19 protein-coding genes and 1 tRNA gene are annotated in these 23,089 nt (G+C 49.1%); 16 read left to right on the top strand and 4 right to left on the bottom strand.

Annotated elements, in window-relative coordinates:
* The first annotated feature begins 145 nt into the window (after window positions 1-145).
* Both AC27N8_RS24940 and rsmI read left to right on the top strand, forming a co-directional pair.
* Window positions 146-1,705, top strand: a complete 1,560-nt coding sequence (locus AC27N8_RS24940) for an AMP-dependent synthetase/ligase (protein WP_487070471.1) — start codon at window positions 146-148, stop codon at window positions 1,703-1,705.
* A gap of 43 nt (window positions 1,706-1,748) precedes the next feature.
* Complete coding sequence (gene rsmI / locus AC27N8_RS24935; protein WP_487070469.1) at window positions 1,749-2,492, top strand: 16S rRNA (cytidine(1402)-2'-O)-methyltransferase; 744 nt, start codon at window positions 1,749-1,751, stop codon at window positions 2,490-2,492.
* A 72-nt stretch (window positions 2,493-2,564) separates the two neighbouring features.
* Here rsmI and mdh read toward each other — a convergent pair whose 3' ends face one another.
* A complete protein-coding gene (gene mdh / locus AC27N8_RS24930) occupies window positions 2,565-3,491 on the bottom strand; it encodes a malate dehydrogenase (protein WP_487070467.1) in 927 nt (308 codons plus the stop codon).
* A 231-nt stretch (window positions 3,492-3,722) separates the two neighbouring features.
* Between mdh and AC27N8_RS24925 the strand changes: the two genes are divergently transcribed.
* Window positions 3,723-3,793 (top strand) — tRNA-Gln (locus tag AC27N8_RS24925).
* A gap of 94 nt (window positions 3,794-3,887) precedes the next feature.
* Here the strand turns inward: AC27N8_RS24925 and AC27N8_RS24920 are convergent.
* The gene (locus AC27N8_RS24920) at window positions 3,888-4,028 is read right to left on the bottom strand and encodes a hypothetical protein (protein ID WP_487070465.1); all 141 of its coding nucleotides are present in this window, start codon (window positions 4,026-4,028) and stop codon (window positions 3,888-3,890) included.
* A gap of 88 nt (window positions 4,029-4,116) precedes the next feature.
* Here AC27N8_RS24920 and AC27N8_RS24915 point away from each other — a divergent pair, with 88 nt between their 5' ends.
* From AC27N8_RS24915 to AC27N8_RS24890, 6 genes are all read left to right on the top strand, one after another.
* On the top strand, window positions 4,117-4,836 hold the full coding sequence (locus AC27N8_RS24915; RefSeq protein ID WP_487070463.1) for an RNA polymerase sigma factor: 720 nt from the start codon (window positions 4,117-4,119) through the stop codon (window positions 4,834-4,836).
* A gap of 428 nt (window positions 4,837-5,264) precedes the next feature.
* Window positions 5,265-5,603, top strand: a complete 339-nt coding sequence (locus AC27N8_RS24910; RefSeq protein WP_487070461.1) for a hypothetical protein — start codon at window positions 5,265-5,267, stop codon at window positions 5,601-5,603.
* Window positions 5,604-5,674: 71 nt separating this feature from the next.
* Window positions 5,675-7,021 (top strand): lipopolysaccharide biosynthesis protein, encoded by a 1,347-nt coding sequence (locus AC27N8_RS24905; RefSeq protein WP_487070459.1) that lies wholly within the window; start codon window positions 5,675-5,677, stop codon window positions 7,019-7,021.
* Between the two features lie 16 nt (window positions 7,022-7,037).
* Window positions 7,038-9,242 (top strand): glycosyltransferase family 2 protein, encoded by a 2,205-nt coding sequence (locus tag AC27N8_RS24900; RefSeq protein ID WP_487070457.1) that lies wholly within the window; start codon window positions 7,038-7,040, stop codon window positions 9,240-9,242.
* A 383-nt stretch (window positions 9,243-9,625) separates the two neighbouring features.
* Window positions 9,626-10,174 carry a signal peptidase I gene (gene lepB / locus AC27N8_RS24895; protein ID WP_487070455.1) on the top strand — a complete coding sequence of 183 codons (549 nt, stop codon included), beginning with the start codon at window positions 9,626-9,628 and terminating at the stop codon, window positions 10,172-10,174.
* A 16-nt stretch (window positions 10,175-10,190) separates the two neighbouring features.
* Window positions 10,191-10,808 (top strand): hypothetical protein, encoded by a 618-nt coding sequence (locus tag AC27N8_RS24890; protein ID WP_487070453.1) that lies wholly within the window; start codon window positions 10,191-10,193, stop codon window positions 10,806-10,808.
* A 74-nt stretch (window positions 10,809-10,882) separates the two neighbouring features.
* Here AC27N8_RS24890 and AC27N8_RS24885 read toward each other — a convergent pair whose 3' ends face one another.
* Window positions 10,883-11,395 carry a peptidylprolyl isomerase gene (locus AC27N8_RS24885; RefSeq protein WP_487070451.1) on the bottom strand — a complete coding sequence of 171 codons (513 nt, stop codon included), beginning with the start codon at window positions 11,393-11,395 and terminating at the stop codon, window positions 10,883-10,885.
* 184 nt (window positions 11,396-11,579) lie between these two features.
* Window positions 11,580-12,515 carry a peptidylprolyl isomerase gene (locus AC27N8_RS24880; RefSeq protein WP_487070449.1) on the bottom strand — a complete coding sequence of 312 codons (936 nt, stop codon included), beginning with the start codon at window positions 12,513-12,515 and terminating at the stop codon, window positions 11,580-11,582.
* Between the two features lie 862 nt (window positions 12,516-13,377).
* Here AC27N8_RS24880 and AC27N8_RS24875 point away from each other — a divergent pair.
* The 7 genes from AC27N8_RS24875 (at window position 13,378) to AC27N8_RS24845 (ending at window position 22,955) form a co-directional block, all read left to right on the top strand.
* Window positions 13,378-16,017: a replicative DNA helicase gene (locus AC27N8_RS24875; protein ID WP_487070447.1), complete on the top strand. Its 2,640-nt coding sequence runs from the start codon at window positions 13,378-13,380 to the stop codon at window positions 16,015-16,017.
* 18 nt (window positions 16,018-16,035) lie between these two features.
* Entirely contained in the window at window positions 16,036-16,788 is a 753-nt protein-coding gene (locus tag AC27N8_RS24870) for a DnaD domain-containing protein (RefSeq protein WP_487070445.1), read from the top strand.
* Entirely contained in the window at window positions 16,734-18,392 is a 1,659-nt protein-coding gene (locus AC27N8_RS24865) for an ATP-binding protein (protein WP_487070443.1), read from the top strand. The genes AC27N8_RS24870 and AC27N8_RS24865 overlap by 55 nt, the downstream gene beginning before the upstream one ends.
* A gap of 252 nt (window positions 18,393-18,644) precedes the next feature.
* Complete coding sequence (locus AC27N8_RS24860) at window positions 18,645-19,298, top strand: ATP-dependent Clp protease proteolytic subunit (protein WP_487070441.1); 654 nt, start codon at window positions 18,645-18,647, stop codon at window positions 19,296-19,298.
* Window positions 19,299-19,498: 200 nt separating this feature from the next.
* Window positions 19,499-20,257: a class I SAM-dependent methyltransferase gene (locus AC27N8_RS24855; RefSeq protein WP_487070439.1), complete on the top strand. Its 759-nt coding sequence runs from the start codon at window positions 19,499-19,501 to the stop codon at window positions 20,255-20,257.
* Between the two features lie 64 nt (window positions 20,258-20,321).
* Complete coding sequence (locus tag AC27N8_RS24850) at window positions 20,322-21,140, top strand: alpha/beta fold hydrolase (RefSeq protein WP_487070437.1); 819 nt, start codon at window positions 20,322-20,324, stop codon at window positions 21,138-21,140.
* Window positions 21,141-21,143: 3 nt separating this feature from the next.
* Window positions 21,144-22,955: an NAD(P)/FAD-dependent oxidoreductase gene (locus AC27N8_RS24845; protein WP_487070435.1), complete on the top strand. Its 1,812-nt coding sequence runs from the start codon at window positions 21,144-21,146 to the stop codon at window positions 22,953-22,955.
* Window positions 22,956-23,089: the final 134 nt, after the last annotated feature.

The following is a 23,089-nucleotide window of genomic DNA, read 5'->3' as shown; positions in this document are numbered from 1 at the left end:
TAGAGCAGAATAGCTTGAGAATAGCGGTGATTCTGTTTTGGTAGTAGCAAAAATGATTTTCATTCGTTACTATCATGAGCACAGACTTTTCCCGTTTAGATGTTGTTTCCTACTAGTCTCCGAGAAAGGAAGTAGAAACTCAAAGATGAGTACCATTCCTCTTTTATTTGAACGCTCTGTCGAACGCTTCGCCACCTATCCAGCGCTGAGTGAGCCTCTGGCTGATGGCTCCATTAACACATTGACGTATCAGGAGCTCCAGGAGCGCGTCTGGCAGTTTGCAGGCTATCTACAACAGCAGCAGGTGCGCAAAGGACAGCGCGTCATGATCTGGTCAGCAAGTTGCTCAAACTGGCTCGTAGCCTACTTCGGATCGCTGATGGCAGGACTGGTTGTCGTGCCACTGGATGTCCATACTTCAGAAAATTTTCTACAAAGTCTGGCCAAAATTACTGAGAGCGCCTTTTTGATCACCACACAGAAAAACTATACAAGTCTGGAAGATCACACTCTCCCATTCATCGATATTGAAGCATTGCCAGAGGCTCCATTAGATAAATTACAACTACCGTCAATCGATGAAAATGATATTGCTGAGATCGTTTTTACGTCCGGTACAATGGGACAACCAAAGGGGGTTATATTATCTCATTTCAACATTGTTTCTAACGCCCAGGCTTCGTTAAAAGTAGTCGAAATTACATCTAAGGATCGAGTACTTTCGATTTTACCTCTCTCTCATATGTTGGAATTAACTATTGAGATGGCGATAATTCATGCGGGTGGCAGTATTTTATATGCACGCTCGCTTGCACCAGATACATTATTTAGGTTACTCGCTACACAAAAAATAACGTGTATAGTGTTAGTTCCACAGGCGTTACAACTCTTCATGAATGGTATAGATAGAGAAGTACGACGGCAGAAAAAAGAGAGCCAATGGGAAACTTTACATAAAATCGCATCCCGCCTCCCCTTTCAGTGGCGTCGCGTGCTCTTTGGATCTGTCCATAAAAGATTCGGTGGACATTTCCGCCTCTTCGTATGCGGAGGAGCCTACCTCCCACCTCAGTTAGGATATCGTTGGGAACATATGGGTATCCGCATCCTGCAAGGCTACGGAGCCACCGAATGTTCTCCCGTCATTTCAGCCAATCCCTTCCACGATCACACCATCGAATCGGTGGGACGGCCATTACCAGGCGTCGAGGTGCGGATCAACGATGACGACGAAATCATGGTCAAAGGTCCAAATGTGGCCCAGGGCTACTGGCAACAGCCAGAGGCGACTGCGGCCGCGTTCCAAAATGGTTGGTATGCGACCGGCGATCTTGGCTATCTTGACAGACGGAATAACCTGTACATTAAAGGTCGCAAGAAAAATTTGATTGTGCTTGCGAACGGCATGAACGTCTATCCCGAGGATGTCGAGAACGCTTTGCAGACGCAGCCTGAGATCAAAGATGCGGTCGTCTTCGGCCTGAGCGCCGAGAACCAGGGACCCAGTGTCCATGCGATCTTACTACTCGATGATGCGAAACAGGCGAAAGCTATTGTTCAGCGTGCCAATAAACTCCTCGTCCCGCATCAACAAATCAAAGGCTTTACGATCTGGCACGAAGAGGACTTCCCACGTACACTGACGCTGAAGGTGAAACGGCAAGATGTTTTAAACAAGCTGCCACAGTTAAAAGGGCAGGCATAAAGCGCGACGGGAGCGCGAGGATAGGGAGAAGAGAAAGGGACACATGCTCTACTTAGTAGCAACGCCCATCGGCAACCTGGGAGATATCACACTACGTGCGCTGGAGATTCTGCGCTCGGTGGATATCGTTGCCAGCGAGGATACGCGCAAAACTGGATTGCTTCTGAAACATTTCGAGATACAGAAACGTCAATTGCCTTTCCATGAGCATAATGAACAGCGTGGCGGCGACCGTATCATATCCGCATTGAAGCAAGGACTCTCTGTGGCCGTCGTGACAGACGCGGGCACGCCAGGCATCTCTGATCCTGGTTTCACGCTCGTACGTCGCGCCATCCAGGAAGAGATAGAGTTCACCATGATACCTGGTCCGACAGCTTTCGTAATGGCTTTAGTCCTCTCAGGCTTGCCCATCCACAGCTTTACTTTTCGCGGCTTTCCTCCCCGCAAGCCGGTCGGACGCCGCAAATTCTTTGCCGTGGATAGCGAAGCTCCACACACGCTCATCTACTACGAGAGCCCTTATCGGCTCGTCAACTTCCTCAAAGACGCCTTAGAGGTCTTTGGCGACCGTCCAGCGGCCATCGCTAACGACCTGACCAAGATGTTTGAAAAAGTAGAGCGTGGTACCATCTCCTCCCTACTGGCTCCCCTCTCGGAGCAAACAAAATTAAAAGGAGAGTATATCGTCATCATTAGTGGCAACAACGGCAAAGAGAAAGAGGCGAAAGTAGCTCGCGACGATGAGGAGGACGACGACGAAGTAGAAAACGAAGCCGAAGACTAAAAAGTATAAGTTATTGCTCTCTTTCCTGGGCTTGCTAGCTTGCACGCAGGAAAGAGAGCAATAACTCAGTGACTACAAGCCAAGCACAGTCACAAGTTCTTTGACAGCGTCAGCGGATTTCTGGACCAGAGCGCGCTCATCTTCGGAGAGCTCAACCTCAATCACCTGCTCCAGACCTTTCGCGCCCAATTTAGCGGGCACACCGACAAACAGATTCTGGATGCCGAATTCACCCTGCAAATAAATCGCACAAGGCATAATCATCTTCTTATCCAGCACAATCGAATCGACCATCTGCAAGACAGAAGCCGAAGGAGCAAAATAGGCACTACCATTGCCCAACAGATTCACTATCTCAGCACCACCATCGCGGGTACGCTGCACGATCTGCTCGATGCGTTCGGCCGGAATGAGCTCAGAGATCGGCACACCTGCAACCGTGCATAAGCGCGCCAGAGGCACCATCGTATCGCCATGACCACCCAGTACATATGCCTGCACATCACGCACCGACACATCCAGCTCCTGAGCAATAAAGGTACGGAACCTGGATGTATCCAGCACACCCGCCATACCAAGCACGCGCTCACGAGGGAATCCACTGGCCTTCAAGGCAACCTGTGCCATAGCGTCCAGGGGATTGGTCACAACAATCAAAATACTATCGGGAGAATATTTGACTATCTGCTCAACAACCTGCGTCACAATCTCTTGATTTTTCTTCAAAAGATCATCTCGACTCATACCAGGCTTGCGCGGGAAGCCAGATGTGATCACAACCACATCGGAATTCGCCGTATCGGCATAATCGTTCGTTCCAGTGATTAGCGTATCATAACCGAGTACCGGACCCGCCTGGAGCATATCCAGCGCTTTACCCTGTGGCATATTGGGAACAATATCAAACATCACCACATCAGCATAATCGCGCTCCGCAATTCGCTGCACCAGCGTGCTCCCCACAAATCCAGCCCCGACTACAGTGATTTTACTACGCATTGATGTATCCTTTCATTTATCCGTGCTTCATCTTTGTAGTTTATGTGTCATTAAATGTCAGCACGCTCAAACCTCGAAAACGTAGAGGTCCGCAGCGTCCCGCCGTTATTGTATGCATAACAGGGCTGGAATAGCAATCATCCGGGGAATTTTTTAAGCTTCCAACAAAACCCCAAAAAAGTGCTTGACATACATCAATGGATGGAGTATTATAGCAACGTCAAAGGACATTGGGGTATCGTTCAACGGTAGGACGGCTGATTCTGGATCAGTTAATTGGGGTTCGAATCCCTGTACCCCAGCCTGGAGAAGTAGCAAGCTACTTCTCTTTTTTTGCGTTATTTTCCATCATGTAGCTACATCCCAATAATTGCATCACAGTTCGTTTCCCTCGATCTACGCCTGGACAAAAACTCTCCTGACACGATAGACACGATAGCCTCCCTTAATAACTACCAGATCCCCCTCTTTGCGATGACAGCGATGACTACCTTCAGAGGCATCTCCTTTGGTAAAATTCTGCTGCACAAAATTCATGAGTATGCACACCTTGTTCGCATGTATACCGTATGTTATATTTCTGTATATGGTTTGTACAGTAAGCGCTAGCAGAAGGATAAATCTCATGGTTACAGCCACAGCCCAGGCTCAAGAGACGACAACTATCTCAGAGGAAGGCATGACACCTCCGGCTGTAGATAAAGATATAAAAACCGCGGAAAATAATGATCTTGTGGCGGCTCAAGAGTACATCGAGCTAGAAGAGTTAGTGATCCGAGCGATCCAGGGAGATCAAGAGGCCTTCGGCGAGATCGTTGATCAGTATAGTACGCTGATGCTGCGTACGGCGTCGATGATTGTTGGCGATCGCGATATTGCAGAGGATGTGGTTCAGGATGCTCTTATTCAGGCCTGGCATCATCTATCAGATCTGCGCAAGGCTGGCGCTCTACGTCCATGGCTAATGAGGATTGTGGTCAACCAGTGTATTAGCTTTAAGCGCCGTCTGGCTCGTACCAGTGCGTTTATGCGTCAAGCTTTATCAGAGCAGGAAACCGATCTGATCGCGCAGGCCGCAGACGATCACAAGGGACGTATGGAACGTGATTGGGATCTGGCCAGGGCCATCGAGAGCCTACCATTAAAGCAGCGGGTCGTGATAGTGCTTCACTACTACAATGGTATGACGCTTCCAGAGATGGCACACACGTTACAAACATCAGAGAATACCCTGAAAAAGCGTATTCAGGCCGCCCTGACCAATCTGCGTCGGACTTTACATTCCGCGAACGAAGAAGAGGCGCTGCTATTTGCTGATACAGAATTTGTGCCAGCGATCGCATGACGATTAATGTTTATGCTTATTCGATCGAACAATATCAAGGCAGTTCATTGGCACATAGATCATCATAGATAGAGAGACTATTTACGCATTGCCGTGCACTGCCTCCCCTCCCAAACAGAAAACCCCACAAGCAAGTAGCCAAATAATGCAAGCCCACGCATCCATCCACACATGATTTTTCCTTTTTTCAGATATATGATGATTTTCATTGCCCGTTGCTATAAGCAGCCTATTATGTCAATAAAACATATTGTGAAGAACGAAAGGCACTGAGGCGTTAAAAAGAAAAGCCTCAGATAATTCTATATAATCAATCCTCTACAATAATGCTTATGTGATCACAACATATCATAAAACATTATGATACAATTAAAAGTAGCCCAAGAGATTTTTTATTGGAAAGGTCAAAAATGAAAAAGAAAAAATGGATGATGCGTTGGCAAGCATCGCTGATACCTGATCCTCTGATGATCCCTGACGCGACCGTTTTCCAGCAATCATTGCATCACAGTGCATCAATCACACAAGAACAATCAGCCCGGCAGCCTTCTTCGCTCCATGGTAAGACAGGTAAAGGCAAAAAATGGAAGCGCTCAAAAAAGATCCAGGTGCTACTGCCGGAAGAGGTCCAGCCACCGGTTGAGGCTGAACATACATTTAGTCCGGTAGAAGACACGCTGGCAGGGCTTGATCCATCCTTTATGAGCTTTTTGCAAGAGGAGGAGCATAATTTGACGGAACATCCCCATCCACTGGATAGTGAGTAGCTTTAACGATCGAACTTGCACATAACAGGAGCTATATATAGTTAATCAGTCTGAACAGTAGGGAGAAAACGGTGGGTGGAAGGGATATTTTATTCTCGCAGACTTTCCTTGAACGACATCTTAATATCACCAGTTTAACTCAATCTCGACTCTGGCAAAACATCGTCTTAGTAAGCTCGACCCTGATCCATATCAGTATTTATATCATCATTACCCATACATTGAGCACGCATCTATTTGGAAGCTATCTTTTTGCTCAATGGCTCGTCACCGTTACGATTCCGGTGATCGGTACGGGCATGTCGACGTTGGCAAGCCGTCAGGTAGCAGTCACCCAGAGTCAGGAAACGCCACAGCTGATCGCTGGCATTTTTTATTTCTTGTGGTACCGTCAACTGCGCAATATCTTAGTCTATTGTCTTGTTTATCTTTGTCTATCCTTCGCGCTGACAAAGATTTTTCATGACTACACGCCAGGCATCCTACTCTTTTCCAGTCTGGCTACTCTGCCTTTATTGTTAAGCAGCATCGCGGGCACCACACTACGCAGCCTACGCCGCTCAGATCTGCTGACCATGCTACATATCTTTGGCAATCTCCTGACTCTATTGTTTATCATCATTGCCACGCAGATCAAATGTCAATCGGTAGCCATCTTTATTTTCGCCTTCGCGCTCTCAAACACGCTCACGCTGATGCTAGCCATCGTGTGCATCATCAGCCTGCTACCTTTAAGGCAAGCGATAGCGCCAGGTATCTTTCTTAAAGAGCGCCTCATTCTGCACATGCAGTACTACAAATTACACGCGACATTTGATGCAGTGATCTGGCAACAAAGTGAGTTACTCGTACTGGCATGTTGGCATAACACCAGAGAACTAGGTTTTTATGCACTCAGCTCAATTATCAGCGCAAAAGTTATCAGCATTGCTCCATCGCTCTTTACCCAATGGATTTTCCCGCTGATCATGCACTACTACCCAAAGTTTCGCTTCTCAAATCAATACGATGCCTTCGTAAAAACATCCTGCTATATCATTTTTCTTGCGGTACCCATCTCGCTGGGACTGATCATGTTTTGTCCCTATCTACTGGTCCTTACGCTAGGAGCCAACTACCTGCCGGTCGTCAGGCCGCTGCGGATTTTACTGATGGCGGCAGTTTTTGGGAGCATCGCCACCGTGAGCTTGACGCATATCTCCAATGATCAACGCTATGACAAACGCCATCTACAACGTATCCAGCACCATCTCACGGCAGGAGTAGCGTGCCTGAAAATTATGCTTGCCATTCCCATGATCATCCTATGGGGGATTACAGGAGCGGCTCTGGCGAGCGCCATCGCTCAGATTGCCTCTGCCCTTATCTCTATTTTGCTCTGCAAAACACTACTGATGCGGCCACACAACTTATCCTAACCCATGAGGAGGGAGTATGACTATCCAGCCCACATCCGGACATCACGCCCGTATCCTGATACGTACGCGCTCGACTGGAGCATTCCGTACAGGCACGAAAGAACTTAATCAGACGGACAAGCATACTGCCAGGCCGCGCTTCAGTGTGATTATTTGCACCTACAATCGACGCACGATGGTGTTAAGCGCACTGGAAAGCCTGCGCAAACAGACACTTCCATTCAAGTATTTTGAAGTGGTTGTGGTCGACAATGGATCAAGCGATGGCACGCTGACAGCTATCCAGACCTATCTGAGCCGCGATGCGCTGCATCAGAGGCCTGGCGATGAGCAGTGGAGGGCACAATGCCTGCTTGAGAGCCGTAATGGATTAGCATACGCCCGTAACACGGCGGTGGAGACTGCCAGCGGAGATATTATGGTCTTCCTTGACGATGATGTGATTATTGATCAACATTTTCTAAGCCAACTCCATACAGCTTATGAAGAAACGCATGCGGATGCAATCGGTGGGAGCGTAGAGATCCAATGGGAAGCCAACAAGCCATATTGGCTCACACATGACATGCTAGAATTCTATGGCTATTACATGCCATTTCGCACGCGGACCAGTCTACCAGAGGCATTAAGTTTGGGGAGTAGTTGCTTCTCCATCAAGCGAGAGGCACTCAATCGGATTGGAGGCTTTTCAGCCTTTCTGACCAAGCGCCTCAATACACCACTCAACGCTGAGATAGCCGATCTGTGTCGGCGCTTACGCGAGCAGAAATGCACCATCTGGTATGAACCGAACGCACTTGTCATCCATCGTGTAGCGCCAGAACGTCTCAAGCGCCCATTTCTGGTTGGACGAGCCTACTGGCATGGGCGTTCGGAGATTCTCGCTCAATACGCCAACATAGAGCAATACAATGATGCAACAGGCGATTCTTTTTTTCAGACCGTACACTCGATCCTACCAGAGCTACGGGTGATGTTAGAAATAATCTTGCTACATCGTTGTCTCCTCTATCTGGCACGTAAGCCCATGAGCGAGCGCATCAATGCAGCAATGGAGCAAGCAAGAAGTTGGGGACGTATCCAGCAGCAGTTCATGTTGAGCAACCATGCCCCAGCGACGCTCCAGACTCCATTTGTCCTGCTCGTACAGGCGCACACACAGGCCGCCATATGGCAGGCAAGAGCACTGATGCAACACGGCATCTATTGCACAACCAGTATTGCCAGTATCCCCTTCTCATGGATCTGGCGTCACCGCGCCTATAGCGATAAAACGATCGGGGTGATTCATTTTTATCAACCAGGAGCCTTTAATTTAAGCATCCCTCAGCGCCTGCTGCTCCTCTTCAAGCTCTGGCTGGCACGTCGCCTCGGCTTACGCACCATCAGCACAGATGCCGGTGGCTGGTGGCATAACGTTCACAACATTCAATCCACCATTCGCTGCACTTTTGAGCGCCAGATCTTTGCATGCAGCCACAAAATATATACATTTACGCGCCAACCTGAACGCTTTTATCGTGAGCAGCGCTGGCGGAAACGAACTCATTTTCTGAGTCATCCCGGACTACGTGGCACCATCGCAGTTCTCCCCGAAGAGGCCGATGCGCGACGTCAACTGGGAATTCCGCTCAATGCCGGCCACATCTTCCTCTGCTTTGCCCATCTGCACACCGAGCGAGAGATAATCCGCTGCATCAGCGCATTCGCCGAAATGCGTGACTACCTCTCGCAAGAGCCAAACATCCTCTCATCGGAGCCACAACTGCTCCTGGTTGGCATGCCAAGAGATAAAAAACTATCCACAAAAGTCATGAAGCGAGCCGCCTTCAACTCGGCCATTCATCTCTTCCTCACCTACCACGCTCATGATATCTCGCTCTACATCGGCGCAAGCAATGCCATTGTGATGCCCTATAATGTCACGGAGAAAGCCGGCATCCCTGAAATGACAATGCTCTTCTACTCATACGAACGAATGATTATTTCACCCAATCTACCCCGCCTGCATGGACTCTTACCACCACATGCAGGAATCGTGTATACAGCAGCCAGTCAAACAGCACTCGTTCAAGCGCTCCTGAAAGCGACCCAAAGATCGTATCAACACACGCCTCAAGAAGCGACCAATTTAAATTATCAGCCCGGATGGAGGATGTATGTACGCCATTTAGCCGAGAATTATCAAACGCTGCTAGCCAAATCAGGTGAAAAATTGTGATTACGCCCACAAATTAGTACTATCTCATGCGTATCTACCTACCATATGTCATACAAACACATTTATATATACAGATAAATGAATTTGATAACGAGGTCTGACACAAAAGTCTTGCAAAACAACACGGAGAAGTCTCATCGATAACTGACAACGCATACCATTTATCTCCGAGCGTATCCCTGATAGTAATTACGTCCGGTAGTCATTTCGCAGCGAGCAGCGATAAAATGAGGCGAGAACTCATCAAATTGGGCTACGCAGAAGTGAATACTGCATCAGTAATCAGCTATAATGAGGGGGCTATAAAAACGGGGCTAAGTGGCATTTATTTGGCTACCGGTCGTATTACCCAGGCCATTCAGAAAATATAGAGAGGTTTTGAGTTGAAACGTTCACAATTAGCGCGTGAAATTGTCGAGATATTAGCACTCACACTACTGATCTTTCTCGTTGTGCGCTTTGTTGTCCAGAGTTACTATGTACAGGGCGTAAGCATGCAGCCAGGACTTGCCAACGGTCAATATGTGATGGTAAATAAAGTGACCTATCTCTTCCACGGTCCTGAGCGTGGCGATGTGATTATCTTTCATTATCCGAAAGATGTTTCACAGGACTTTATTAAACGCGTGATTGGCGTACCGGGCGATACGATTACGACTGATCGCACTCACGTGACTGTCAACGGAAAAGTTCTTACTGAGCCCTATATCAGTACGCCGTATAATCTAGAAGGGAAGACCTGGACGGTTCCTAAAGATCAATACTTTGTCCTGGGAGACAACCGCCCTCAAAGTGATGACTCACGCTACTGGGGCTTTGTACCGAAGGACTATATTATTGGTAAAGCCGCTCTGGTCTTCTGGCCGTTAACGAATTTTCATTTTATCGGCACCTACTCAGATGTCTACAACGGCATCACCACAAAAAAGTAAGAGAGAATAGAGTATAATGCAAGACCCGGAGAACCGTTATCATCATACGCGCTCAGACTTCGACCGACGTGACCAGGATCTCTTTATCGAAGAGGGATCACTCGAACATGTCTATATCCCGCCTCGTGCACTACCAATCGCGCTCGGCCTTGGTGCACTGGGTGGCATACTTATCGTGATCATTACAGTCGCGACCACCCTCGCCAACTCATCAGCGTTTCAGGCAGCGGCAAGCCAGGGGGATAACATCTCGCTCGGCACAGCTCAACTGATCCTTGGTCTCACCTGCGCTATCTACATCGTGGCGCTGGTGATCGCCTTTTTTGATGGTTATTTCGTCGGCAAGCAGTCGGTGCGCCGCCTCTACGGTTTCTATGCAGGACTCCTCACTGGAGGCATTGCCTACATCGGAAGCGTCCTGGTCGGATATATTCCCAACTATCCGGGTCGAGCGAACAGCGCCACGGGAACGTCTTCAGTCTCGGGAGGGTTGCTCGTACTACTCATCACGGCTGTTGTCTGGATGCTGATTGGAGCATTGATCAGCTTATGGGGAACATTTGTCGCGACACGCAAGCATCCCTATTACCTGGCCAGGCAGGAACAGGAAGAAATGGAAGTTGTAGAAGAGTAAAGCTCAATCGCGTGCATAAAAATTCCCACTATCCAGAAAGTGGATAGTGGGAAGATACGCAGCAAATGCTACACCTATTCCTCAACGATTTCGATAAAGTGAATCACATCTCCTGGTTGGCGATCACGTTGTGGATCGCGCTCGCGCAGAGATCTCAATACATCCAGTCCCTTAGAAACCTTCCCAAAGACACCATGCTTGCCATTCAGATGGGGAGTTGCTTCATAGGTGATGAAGAACTGAGAACCATTGGTATTTGGACCTGCATTCGCCATTGAGAGCACGCCAGGACCATCATGACGCAAAGCCAAAGCTCCTTTTTCATCATCGAAGCGATAGCCAGGGCCACCACGTCCAGAGCCCTCAGGATCGCCACCCTGAGCCATGAAGCCTCCAATAACACGATGGAATGTCGTGTTATTGTAAAAACCATCACGAGCCAGGAACACAAAGTTGCTTACGGTAATCGGAGCCTGAGCCGCAAACAGATCAACGGTGATATCACCTTTGTCTGTATGGAAAATGGCTGTATATTTTTTGTTAGGATCAATCTGCTCTTTTGGTGGAGCACTGTATTGCTTAGCCAAGGATATTTCTCCTTCCGCTATGAGAAAGCAAGCTCTCAAGGAGTCCGCTATGACATTTTAAGGGCTTCCTACCATTATAGAGGAAGCCCTTATCATTCTATTGTACTGTGTCAAGAAAAGCCAGCAAGTATCCAGCATTAAATTGCGATCTTATACTCACCGCTTCACAATATCGAGACTGGGATTACGAGGCCGCTTTTACTACCACATACTGCATCACGTCAGGCGTCGCGCTACCATTTTCAGTCACCGTCAACTTCTTTGCCACATCGAGACCCTGCACAACATGACCAAAGAGGTTATATGACTTCGCAAACTTACTGGAATTATCTGCCAGATTAATAAAGAACTGGCTTCCGTTGGTATTGGCGCCCGAGTTCGCCATCGCGATGGTACCGGCTGTATAATTTCCCTGCACAGCCTCATCGTTAAATTTATAGCCAGGACCGCCACTACCAGTACCGAGCGGATCGCCGCCTTGAATGATCGTGTCTGCGATGACACGATGAAATGTAAGACCATCATAGAAATGATTCTGAGCTAAAAATACAAAGTTGTTGACGGTTTTAGGAGCCAATTTGGGATCAAGCTCCACCACAATCAAACCCTTATTCGTATTGATACCGGCGCAATATACCTTGTTCGTATCAGTAACGTTCTGAGCTCCACTATATGTATGCTTAATTTTTGAGATCTGATCCTTCGTCAGAGGAGCATTCGTGTCAGTTACCGCGTTGATGATGCTTTTGCTTAAGCACGGCGAAGCAGTCGAACCAGTGCTATTAGCAACTGCGGTCGCAGTTGCCGCCGCTGTGGTCGATTGTGGCTTGGCAGCGGTAGTTGCGGTTGCCTTCGGGGTCACACTGGCCTTCACAGGAGGAGGTGCGAAAGGCCCCCAATGATTGGTATATAACATTAAACCGCCACAGACGAGGATCACGAGAACCAAAATAGTTGTTGCCCAGGGATAACGGGCAATCCCCCGAGCGGGAGGCTTCACACCAGGAGGCCGTCGACGTTGGTCTTTATTACTGGCTTCCGGCTTTGGTAGCTCTGTCGAATGTGCTCTAGATATCTTTGCAGCATATTTGCTTTCTGCACGTTTCGATGTTTTTGGCATAGAATGTTTTTCAATGCTCCTTCTTTATTACATGACCAACACACACTCGTATATATGTTGGCTTATAATAACCTTACTCCATTTTATGGTCAAGACCTGCTCTCTGATAAATCCGCATGATAGCCTGAGAGACGAAAAACAAAAGAGAAGATGCCTCTGATTGGCCACTTCTTTATTATAACAGTTTGGCTATAAGCGACACCATTATCAAGCCAGACAAGCCGACATGTCTATGTCTCACCATACTGATCCCTATCGGCTCGAACTAAACCTGCTAGCCCATGCTTCCCCCCAATACGTAGCGACTTTTGCTGTGAACTTATCCACATCTTGACTAATTTTCGGTGGATAACTGTGTGGATAAGTGCGGAAAACTCCGTCTTTTCTGTGGATAAGTCCGGATATCCTGTGGATAAGTAAGGAATATGTGAATATTGACGGCTTTTCTACAGCGATCCTGGCAAAAAAAGGCCACGTAGCCATATGGCATACCCATGCCTACCTATTTGATTTCGGACAAAATATTCGTTACACTTTGAGGACCAAGATAAACATCAGTAGTAACTCCTGCCCCAGACCGTTGTCCCGTAGCTCACAATGGGTACGCAAAAAGATGTTTGTAGATACATGGTACCGTGGGAGTAAGGGCACAAAGATCATTATTTAGACCGTGCCTTACTATCGGCTCAAACGCCTGTCAGGTGCCCAACCGTACCGTCTCGACCCGAGCGAAAACATGAGTTTATCTATCGATCAAATGTTCGTATTTATGCTATAATGCTTGTTGCTATCGCGCTTCTTCTCTCGCCACTCGCCTGGCGGCGTTATAAATCTGAAAAAAGTAGATGCTGGAGTTGCTGACGTGGAAAAACTGTTGCCACAGAATGTGGAAGCCGAGGGCGGTGTCCTCGGAAGTATCATTATCGACCCGGAAGCTATCGTACAGGTAGCCGATTTTCTGATGGCCGAAGATTTCTATCGCGATGCTCATCGCACTATCTATGAAACTATTATGCAACTATTCGATCAGCGCGAAGCTGCCGACTTTATTACTATCTGCGATGAGCTTGATCGTAAAAATAAATTGGAAGAGGTAGGGGGCGCAAGTTATATCACATCCTTGATCAATCAGGTACCAACCAGCGCCAACATCGAGTACTACGGACGCATCGTCGAGCGCACCTCGATCCTGCGCCGACTCATTCATGCTGCTGGCGAGATCGCCGCCACCGCCTACGAAGAGGTGGATGCCGTAGTTGCTCTGGATAAAGCTGAAAAACTCATTTTTGGGATTAGCCAGCGCCACGCCCACGCGGACTTCTCTTCCCTGGGTGAGTTGCTGAGCGACTATATGACAAAACTCGATCAGCTCCATGAGCGTCGTGGGACCGTTGTTGGCGTCCCGACCGGCTTCACCGACCTCGATCGCCTGACCGGTGGCCTCCAAAAATCTGACCTGATTATCCTGGCCGCTCGTCCCGCCGTGGGAAAGACCAGCCTCTGCTTGAGCCTGGCCCATAACGCCGCCATCAAGTTCAAAAAATCGATCGCCATCTTCAGCCTGGAAATGAGCAAAGAACAACTCGTCCAACGTTTGCTTTCTATGGATGCAGGTATCGATCAGCAACGCCTCCGTACCGGCTGGATTGAGGATGACGAGTGGGAGCGCATTGTGTTCGCGATGGGCACTCTGACAGAGACCAGCATCTGGCTCGACGATACAGCAGGTATCTCGACCATGGAGATGCGCAGTAAGGCCCGCAGGTTACAAGCCGAGCATGGAGTCGATCTGATCATCGTGGACTATCTCCAGTTAATGCAATCCTCCGCCGGAGGCAAGCGCAACGAGAATCGCGTCCAGGAGATCTCAGAGATCAGCCGGAACCTGAAAGGTCTGGCCCGTGAGCTAAACGTACCTGTCATGGCACTGGCACAGCTCTCACGTGCCGTTGAGAGCCGTCAATCGAAGGTTCCACAACTATCTGACCTGCGCGAATCTGGCTGTTTAACTGGTGAGACATTGGTTTACCTTCCAGAATCAGGGGAATACCAGCGTATTGATGCATTAATAAACCGATCTGACTTTAAAGTTCTTGCCTTAGATCCTCAAAGCTGGAAACTTGAACCAAAAATGGTGACACGTGCGTTTCCAACTGGTCATAAGCCAGTTTTCAAATTAACAACCAGATTGGGGCGAACCATTCGTGCTACCGCTAATCACAAATTTTTAGCGTTTAATGGTTGGCATCGATTAGATGAATTAGAGGTAGGAACATATCTGGCCCTGCCCCGAACTCTGTCCGGGCCACAAGTCCCTACTATGACTCAGGATGAGTTGGCACTACTTGGACATCTAATTGGTGATGGATGTACATTGCCACGACATGCGATTCAATATACCACCATCGATGAGGATCTTGCTCTTAAAGTCGCACAACTGACTACAAATATATTTGAAGAGAAAATCACTCCACGTATCCAATGGGAAAGTCCACAAGAGCGATCTGGTGGATGGTATCAAGTGTATCTTTCATCTTCACAAAAGTTAGCTCAAGGTGTGCATAATCCTGTAACCGAATGGTTAAGTAAAATGGGAATATATGGGCTCCGGTCTTATGAAAAATATGTGCCTGCCTGTATTTTCGCTCAACCTATCGAATATATCGCAATCTTCTTAAACCACTTATGGTCAACAGACGGTTGTGCAAGCCTGACACCTGATCGTCTGATACCCAAAATATACTATGCAAGTAGTAGCATCAGACTTGCCAATGACGTACAAGCACTTTTACTACGCCTTGGCATAAATGCTCGTGTGATCAAAGTGTCTCAGGGACAAAAGGGAAGAACTCAATATCACGTTGATATCAGTGGGAAACCCGATCAAGAACAATTTATTACGCTGGTTGGCATAGCAGGAAAACGTAAGCAGGCGATACTAAATTTGATCAGTGCTCACTTGAATGGACGAAAAGCCAACACAAATCGTGATATTATTCCATCCCTTGCTTGGAGACAATTAGTTGTCCCAGCAATGATTAACTCAAATATGGCGACACGTCAGATGCAAGCAGCTCTCGGCGGCTCGTATTGTGGCACAAATTTATACAAAAATGGTTTAGGCCGAGAGAGAGCCGCCCGCGTAGCGCAGGTGACAAATTGTGATGAATTAGCCAGGCTCGCCATCAGCGATGTGTACTGGGATGAGATTATCTCTGTCGAGCCAGATGGTGAGGAAGAAGTATACGATCTGACAGTTGAAGATCATCATAACTTTGTCGCCAATAATATTATAGTTCACAACTCAATTGAGCAAGATGCGGACGTTGTTATGTTTATTTATAGAGATGATGTATATAATCCCGAATCTGAACGCAAAAATATTGCCGACATTATCGTCGCCAAACATCGTAACGGACCTGTCGGCGAAGTCAGTCTTTATTTCCAGGCCAACCAGACGCGCTTTCGCGATCTGGAAGTTTCACCACCAGCAGACGAATAAATTGGGGGTGACTTTTTGATGACAACTTTTGCTGAGACTGCTGGCTTTCCAGGCTTTCCAGCCGGAAAAAATCCGTTTGTGCCTATCCCAGAAGTCTTTTTTACACAACTATTACCAGAGATAGAAGATAGTGCGGAGCTCAAAGTAACGCTCCATCTCTTCTATCTCTTAGCCAAGCAGCGAGGTAACCCTCGTTGCGTGAGTGAACATGATCTCACGAATGATCATATCCTATTGCGTAGCTTGAAGCGTCGAGGTGATCCGCGTCCGCCGGAGGAGCGCCTACGGCTTGGACTTGAACAGGCGCTGGCCCGTGGAACACTCTTGAAGGTGCATCTACGTCTGGCGGGTGAAGGGGGAGAAGAACTTATTGGTTGGTATTTTTTTAATACTTCCCGCAGCCGCAAAGTCGTAGCAGAATTACAAGGAGGTGAGATGATTCCGGCCACCCAGCTGGCACGCGACGAGCAGCCAGTCGAGCAGACAAATCAACTGGTCGTTGCAGCGGGTGTGTATGCTAGTTCTATAGGCTACAACAATACTATTCACCCTATGCACATTGAGATAGAACGTCCAAATGTTTTTGTACTATATGAGCAAAATATTGGCTTATTATCACCAATGATCGCGGATGAGTTAAAAGACGCAGCCGATCACTATCCCCAGGAATGGATTGAGGCAGCTTTTCGTGAAGCTGTCGAGCAAAACAAACGTAAATGGAGTTATATTCGCGCCATACTCAGGCGCTGGGAAACGGAAGGCAGGCACTAATGGAGCGCCTCAATGAAATATTTGACCGAAGTGGGCGGCAACAACCTCTTTCCGAGCAACGAGCACGCACACGAGCGCCACAGTCGCAAGACCCGGCGCTGCGCCGTGCTGCCGCCAACAATCAAATGCGCATGAGAAACAAAAATAATCCCGATGCTGCGCCGTCACCATATCCAGCGAGCTCGGCACCACCATCATATCAACCGAACTCATCTCCTTTATCACGCACACGTTTTCAGCAGCGTCGTCCCGGCGAAGACACGGGAGCCACGAATCCAGAGCATCGTGCACCCTACACGACACCTATCTCACGGGATAGCCGATCCACGTACACGCCCGCGCCAGCCAGGAGAACGGTTGAAGAAACTAATTCTTCGTACCAGGCGATGCCTCAACCGCATCGGGATCAACCACCGATTCAGCCCTTGCAGCCGCATCCAACCAGCAACAACGAATATTACCCGCAGCGTCCGCCGGATGCCTACACGGCGAATCTGCCCAGCCTGCGTGCCGATGCCATCGAGGAGTGGGAACAGGATGGTATGGGCTACGGAGATTGGGAAAAAGATGGCGACAACTACTACTTCGAAGATGAAGATACTGAGGCCTTCGACGTAGCTGCAACATATTCTGCCCCGCAAGATCGGGGAAGTCGTCCACGTGTCAAAGTAGAGCCAGAGGCACAGGGACGCAACACACGCAATCTACAAGGCACGCGCAAGCTTGCTGCTCTGACAACACAGCAACGCGTCACACAGCCATTGAATCCTAATAGCATCGCTGAACTGGCTCACGATCGTGGTTCTCTCGCGTATGCAGCCAGATTTACACGCCCCGATACTTCTGCCGCGCTTCCAAGCGAAGACCCAATTACAACCCCGGAGCAACCAGTAGTTAAAGAGGTTGTACCAACCAAAGAGGTCTGTCCGATCTGCAAAGGTGCTGGCTACCTGAGATCCAACGTCATCTTTGGTCATCCCAACTTTGGCAAACCGATTGCTTGCGAATGCAAGGAGAACGAACGCAAAGAAAAGAGGCGTCAACAGCTGCGCGATATGTCAAACATGGATGCTTTCCGAGCGCAAACGTTCCGCACCTTCGATTTACATTCTGCCGGTGTGCAGGAGGCGTATGATGCGGCCAGGTACTTCTCAGATGATCCTGAGGGCTGGCTGGTGCTGATTGGTCCCAATGGCTGTGGCAAAACACATCTGGCAGCGGCAATCGCCAATCAGAGCCTCGATAGAGGTGCGGTCGTGCTCTTTGAAGCCGTTCCTGACCTCCTGGATCACTTACGCGCTGCCTTTGCACCTACAGCCAACGAAGTCTATGATCAGCTCTTCTCAAAAATGCGCGAGGCCGAACTGCTGGTATTAGATGATCTGGGAGCCCAGCAGAGCTCCTCCTGGGCGAATGAGAAGCTGTTTCAGCTCCTGAACTATCGCTATAACATGAGCATGCCCACTGTGGTCACCGCGAACCCCAAAGGGATGCAGGGGATCGATGAGCGTATTCGCTCGCGCTTAAATGACTGCGGACTCGTCCAAAATGTAAACATGGACCGCGTCCGCGATTTCCGCCCTCAAAAGGTCAGAAGACGCTAAGCCGCCGCGCTTAAGATGCCCCTGAAGTTCTTGCAGAATGTTGGGTAGATGACAGGCCTTATCAGCACTCATTACCGAACATTCTTCAAGAAATGCGGTTAAGGACATCCTTTCTTGCACTCGCATCTCGTAAGTGCTATCATAACGGTAAACGTCCCCCATTCGTGGGTTTCCTCTGCACACTCATTTTAAACAACGGTCCATTTCTGGTCCAGCCAGGAATTGATCGTTATAGATAAGTAAGGAGCGAACATGACCAAATTCGATCCGCGCGATCCTAAATGGATTAGAGAATCTCGCGACCATTTGGAGCCTTTAGGCATTATTCCTAACGTCGTCGAGACCACGCCTCGTGGCACATACGGTTCGGATCTTTTCTCGCGCCTGTTAAAAGAGCGCATCATCTTTGTCGGTACACCAATCGATGATATGGTCGCTAACAGCGTCGTCGGACAGTTGCTGTATCTCCAGAGTGAGGATGCAACCAAAGATATTAGTATGTATGTTAATTCCCCAGGAGGAAGCATCTACGCTGGCCTGGCGATCTATGACACCATGCAGTGGGTACGCCCCGACGTCTCTACTGTGTGCATGGGCATGGCTATGAGCATGGGTGCGGTCCTACTGGCCGGTGGTGCCAAAGATAAGCGTTACTGCTTACCTAACGCCACGATGCTGATTCACCAGCCTTTGGGTGGTGCCGAAGGTCAAGCCGCCGATATCGAAATCACCGCCCGTGAGATTCTACGCTTACGCCGTAGCCTTTATGAGATCCTTGCCCATCATACAGGCCAAACGACCGAGCGCATCTTGCAGGACTCAGACCGTAACTACTACCTCGCCGCTCAGCAGGCTGTAGAATATGGTCTGGTTGATGATATCCTCTCCAACACCAAGGAAGAATAAAGCATCTCTCCCTTGTGGACGCCATGCTTCATCGCATACCTGTCCACAAGGGAGAAGTGAGTAAAGAAGGCCAGGTTGTTTGTCTCTCTAATCCCATCCGGGCGCTTAGAGACAAACAACCTGGCTTTTTTCTGACTCCTCATTGTCACAGCGATCTCTCCATACCAACACAGATGCTATTTGTAGGAGTACAAGTCATTATGACACCACATCTACGCAAGCTATTCTTTGAGACACTCTATAAAAATCGTTATCTCTATCGCTTCGCCAGCACCGTCCCATTCGCGGGCCAGTGGCGTGTCTGGCAGAGCCTGATCTTTTCTCGCCTCCATGGACACGATGTGCTGGAACTGGGGTGCGGGCTAGGAGATCTGCTGGCGGATATGTTAGAGGCTGGTTATATGTGTCGAGCGGTCGAGCAATCTCCTCAGATGGTTGCCGCTGCACGTGCGACCCTGAAACGTCGCCACGTTGGAGTGCCATCCTGGGTCATCCAGGGATCAGCTCAAAAGCTCCCTTTCTCATCCCATACCTTCGACACAGTCGTGAGTACGTTCCCTTCCGACTACATTCATGATGCTGATACCATCTCAGAAATTGAGCGCGTGCTACGACCTGGTGGCAGAGTCATCATCATCGAAGGCGCACATCTACAACCGACCAGTCCACTGCAAAGATGCCTGCTCCTGATTCAATGGCTGGTTTACGGTTCAGCCACCTTTGCACGCGATCAGACAACATCCACAACCAACCAGGCATCTGGGACAGGGAGCAATGCAGATAGCTCAACAGTATTTACTACCAGAGAGTTACCCGGTATGCCATTTGGGAATCTCATTCCTTTAGAGCAGTTTGGTTTGAGCCGCCGCTCACAACAGATCCAAAGCCGGCGCTGGCACGCGTTTATTACCATAGGAGAAAAGCCTGCTCCTGAAACGATCTCATCCATCTCCGAATGAGACCGGAACAAAGATGATAGAATCACACAGGCACATAATAAATTTTTCAGGAGAGAATAGAAACATGTCACAATGGTCTGAAGGATCTGTCTTTGCCAACGGAGTCAATCTACGTTATTATCGGACTGGTGGAGACAAGCCTGCACTCGTGCTGCTACATGGTTTTACTGATAGTGGATTATGTTGGACTCCTACGGCTCAAGTGCTGGAGTCTGATTATGACATTACGATGATTGATGCCCGTGGACATGGACGCTCTGACGCTCCAGTCACCGGTTTTACTACAGATTTGTTGGTCTCAGATGTATTCGAGGTGATACAATCGCTGGCTTTAGGACAAGTCTCATTGTTGGGACATTCAATGGGCGCACATGTCGCCGCTCGCCTGACAGAGAGCCATCCTGACATTGTGCGTAGCCTCGTGCTTGAAGATCCTCCCTGGATGGGCATCAGTGCGCCACCAGTATCCGATGAGGAGGATAGAGGGATGCAATTGTGGGAAGGCCAATTACGAGAATTTCAAAAATTGTCATCCGATGAACGCATCGAGGAAGCCATCGAGTTTCATCCTCTCTGGTCTCGGGAGGAGGCAATTCCATGGGCTGAAGCACAGGCGCAGTTTCATATCGAAATTTTCTCGGATCACATCGCTCAGGTAACAAATAGCTGGCAAGCCATCGTCACATCCCTGACAAGGCCAACGCTGCTCCTGACAGGTGATCCAGCGCGGGGATCGATCGTTACCGAGGAGGTCGCGCAACAGGCCATCGCAAGCTGGCGAGATGGTACCCTGGTCCATCTCGCAGGTGCGGGACACAACGTTCGTCGTGAACAATATCATGATTATATAACTGCTGTTCGGACATTTCTAAGAGAAAAGTAATTCATGCAAACATCCATCGAGCAACTCGCCAACCAATATCCACACCTTGCGCAAGCGTTCGCCCGCATCCCGCAAGGTGAAATCCATCTCAAGCGCCTTCAGGATCTCAATCGGAGTTGGCAACATCTGCTTCTGGCTGGCGACAAGCGCAGCTATCGAGAAGTGGTTGTGACTGAAGAGCGTCCTATGATTCCTCCAGACGATACGTTTGACATTATCTATGCAGGAGGCGGACTCAATCTCCTCAACGCAGCGATCATGACCCGACGCTATGGTTTGCGCGTGCTGATCTTTGATCGTTTCACGGTTGGAGCGGTACATCGCGAGTGGAATATTTCACGGGACGAGATTCAGGAGTTGCTCGATGTGGGATTATTAACACCAGCCGAGCTTGAAACAGTCATCCAACGCGAGTATCAGGATGGCATTATCAGGTTTCATGCAGAAAATATCCACGAGCCAGCCGCCGCTTTGCATCTCCAGGATGTCCTGAATATCGCCATTGACGCCGATAAACTCACAGCGCTCTGTGTAGAAAAGATCCAGCAGCATCAGCCGAAGACAGGCGGAGCCAACGTCATACTTCACAACACAACCTTTATCCAATGTGCCGTCCAGCCTCAGGCGAGTGTCACAATTGACGTCAGCGACGCCACCGGGACGCATCATAGTTATAGAGCCCGCTTACTTATTGATGGCATGGGCTCAACATCACCGATCGCTTGTCAGCTCAATTGTGGACGCCCATTCTCGCTCGTATGTCCGACCGTAGGCACCGTGGCGCATCGCTACAAGCAAGGATCAACGACAGATGCGATCGATCCCAACAGCGGTGAGGTGCTGGTCACCACGGAAGACAGTCGCAACGGTCGCCAATTGATCTGGGAAGCCTTTCCGGGTCGCGACGATCAAGTCGCGATCTACCTTTTCTACTATGCAGAGGCTGGGAGTAAGATCGATCTACTGGCCCTGTTTGATGATTTCTTCGCCCTGCTACCCGGCTATAAAGATACCAGCGAGGTCGAGATTCTCAAACCCGTCTATGGTTTTATTCCGGCGGGATATAACATCACGCTCCCCTGGCAAGCGGAACAGAAAGTGCTTGCCTACGATCGGGTTCTCTCGCTGGGAGACGCAGCCGCCTTTCAGTCGCCATTGACCTTTTGTGGCTTTGGCTCCTATGTACGCAACGTCCAGCGCATCACCACGCTGCTGGCTCAGGCGCTGGAGAGCAATTGCTTGCGGGCAGAAGATCTTAATCACATTCGAGCTTCGGAAGCAGTCCCAGCCGTCGCCAGAGCCTTCAGCAAATTTATGATTGCCCAACCGACTCAGCAAGAGCCAGGATGGCAAGTCAACGAGACTCTGAACGTCGTTTGTCATGTCCTCCAGGATCTCGGTCCTCAAGTCACTAACGACTTTTTCAAAGATCGTATTGGCTGGCTTGATTACACACGCATCGTGCTCCAGATGCCCAGATATTATCCGCGTATTTATGCGCTGGCGCTCAAAACGCTGACGCCAACCGAGATCATCGGCTGGATTACAGCTTGGCTGCAATTAGGTTCTCAAGCGGCGCAATATCAGCTCTATCGGAGATGTCGACCAGTATTACGCTCGCCTATCGGCCGGCTGGCACGCATCGCACTCAAGCGCATGCAGCCGGCGCTGGGATTACGAGTCACCATCTGGCAGGAAAGCATGGATCAGATAGGCAGAACTCGGGGCCATCACAGCGCCTCACCTCCCGGCAGACACACACATACCCGCACCTTTGGCTTCTGGCTGGGTAGCAAATGGCGTGCTGGATCATGATCGTGAGAATGTCAGTACTCAAAGCTGAGAAGAATGCAACGCAGGATATATAATCAGCGTAATATAGACAAGAATAGTAGCTTCATCTGTTGGGTAGAGGAATGTTGGTCTGGTGGTGCCTGGGATGACCTCTC

The sequence above is a fragment of the Dictyobacter sp. Z7_2 genome (genome assembly GCF_057551105.1).
Note: the sequence above shows the minus strand (reverse complement) of the source record. Positions and strands in the feature narration are given on the sequence as shown.

Excerpts from the sequence above, each read along its gene's own strand:
- AC27N8_RS24900 (WP_487070457.1), top strand. The coding sequence starts at position 7,038 with ATGACTATCCAGCCCACATCCGGACATCACGCCCGTATCCTGATACGT.
- AC27N8_RS24915 (WP_487070463.1), top strand. The coding sequence starts at position 4,117 with ATGGTTACAGCCACAGCCCAGGCTCAAGAGACGACAACTATCTCAGAG.
- AC27N8_RS24850 (WP_487070437.1), top strand. The coding sequence starts at position 20,322 with ATGTCACAATGGTCTGAAGGATCTGTCTTTGCCAACGGAGTCAATCTA.
- AC27N8_RS24880 (WP_487070449.1), bottom strand. The coding sequence starts at position 12,515 with ATGCCAAAAACATCGAAACGTGCAGAAAGCAAATATGCTGCAAAGATA.
- AC27N8_RS24890 (WP_487070453.1), top strand. The coding sequence starts at position 10,191 with ATGCAAGACCCGGAGAACCGTTATCATCATACGCGCTCAGACTTCGAC.
- rsmI (WP_487070469.1), top strand. The coding sequence starts at position 1,749 with ATGCTCTACTTAGTAGCAACGCCCATCGGCAACCTGGGAGATATCACA.
- AC27N8_RS24920 (WP_487070465.1), bottom strand. The coding sequence starts at position 4,028 with ATGAATTTTGTGCAGCAGAATTTTACCAAAGGAGATGCCTCTGAAGGT.
- AC27N8_RS24855 (WP_487070439.1), top strand. The coding sequence starts at position 19,499 with ATGACACCACATCTACGCAAGCTATTCTTTGAGACACTCTATAAAAAT.
- AC27N8_RS24870 (WP_487070445.1), top strand. The coding sequence starts at position 16,036 with ATGACAACTTTTGCTGAGACTGCTGGCTTTCCAGGCTTTCCAGCCGGA.
- AC27N8_RS24910 (WP_487070461.1), top strand. The coding sequence starts at position 5,265 with ATGATGCGTTGGCAAGCATCGCTGATACCTGATCCTCTGATGATCCCT.
- AC27N8_RS24940 (WP_487070471.1), top strand. The coding sequence starts at position 146 with ATGAGTACCATTCCTCTTTTATTTGAACGCTCTGTCGAACGCTTCGCC.
- mdh (WP_487070467.1), bottom strand. The coding sequence starts at position 3,491 with ATGCGTAGTAAAATCACTGTAGTCGGGGCTGGATTTGTGGGGAGCACG.
- AC27N8_RS24860 (WP_487070441.1), top strand. The coding sequence starts at position 18,645 with ATGACCAAATTCGATCCGCGCGATCCTAAATGGATTAGAGAATCTCGC.
- AC27N8_RS24845 (WP_487070435.1), top strand. The coding sequence starts at position 21,144 with ATGCAAACATCCATCGAGCAACTCGCCAACCAATATCCACACCTTGCG.
- AC27N8_RS24865 (WP_487070443.1), top strand. The coding sequence starts at position 16,734 with ATGGAGTTATATTCGCGCCATACTCAGGCGCTGGGAAACGGAAGGCAG.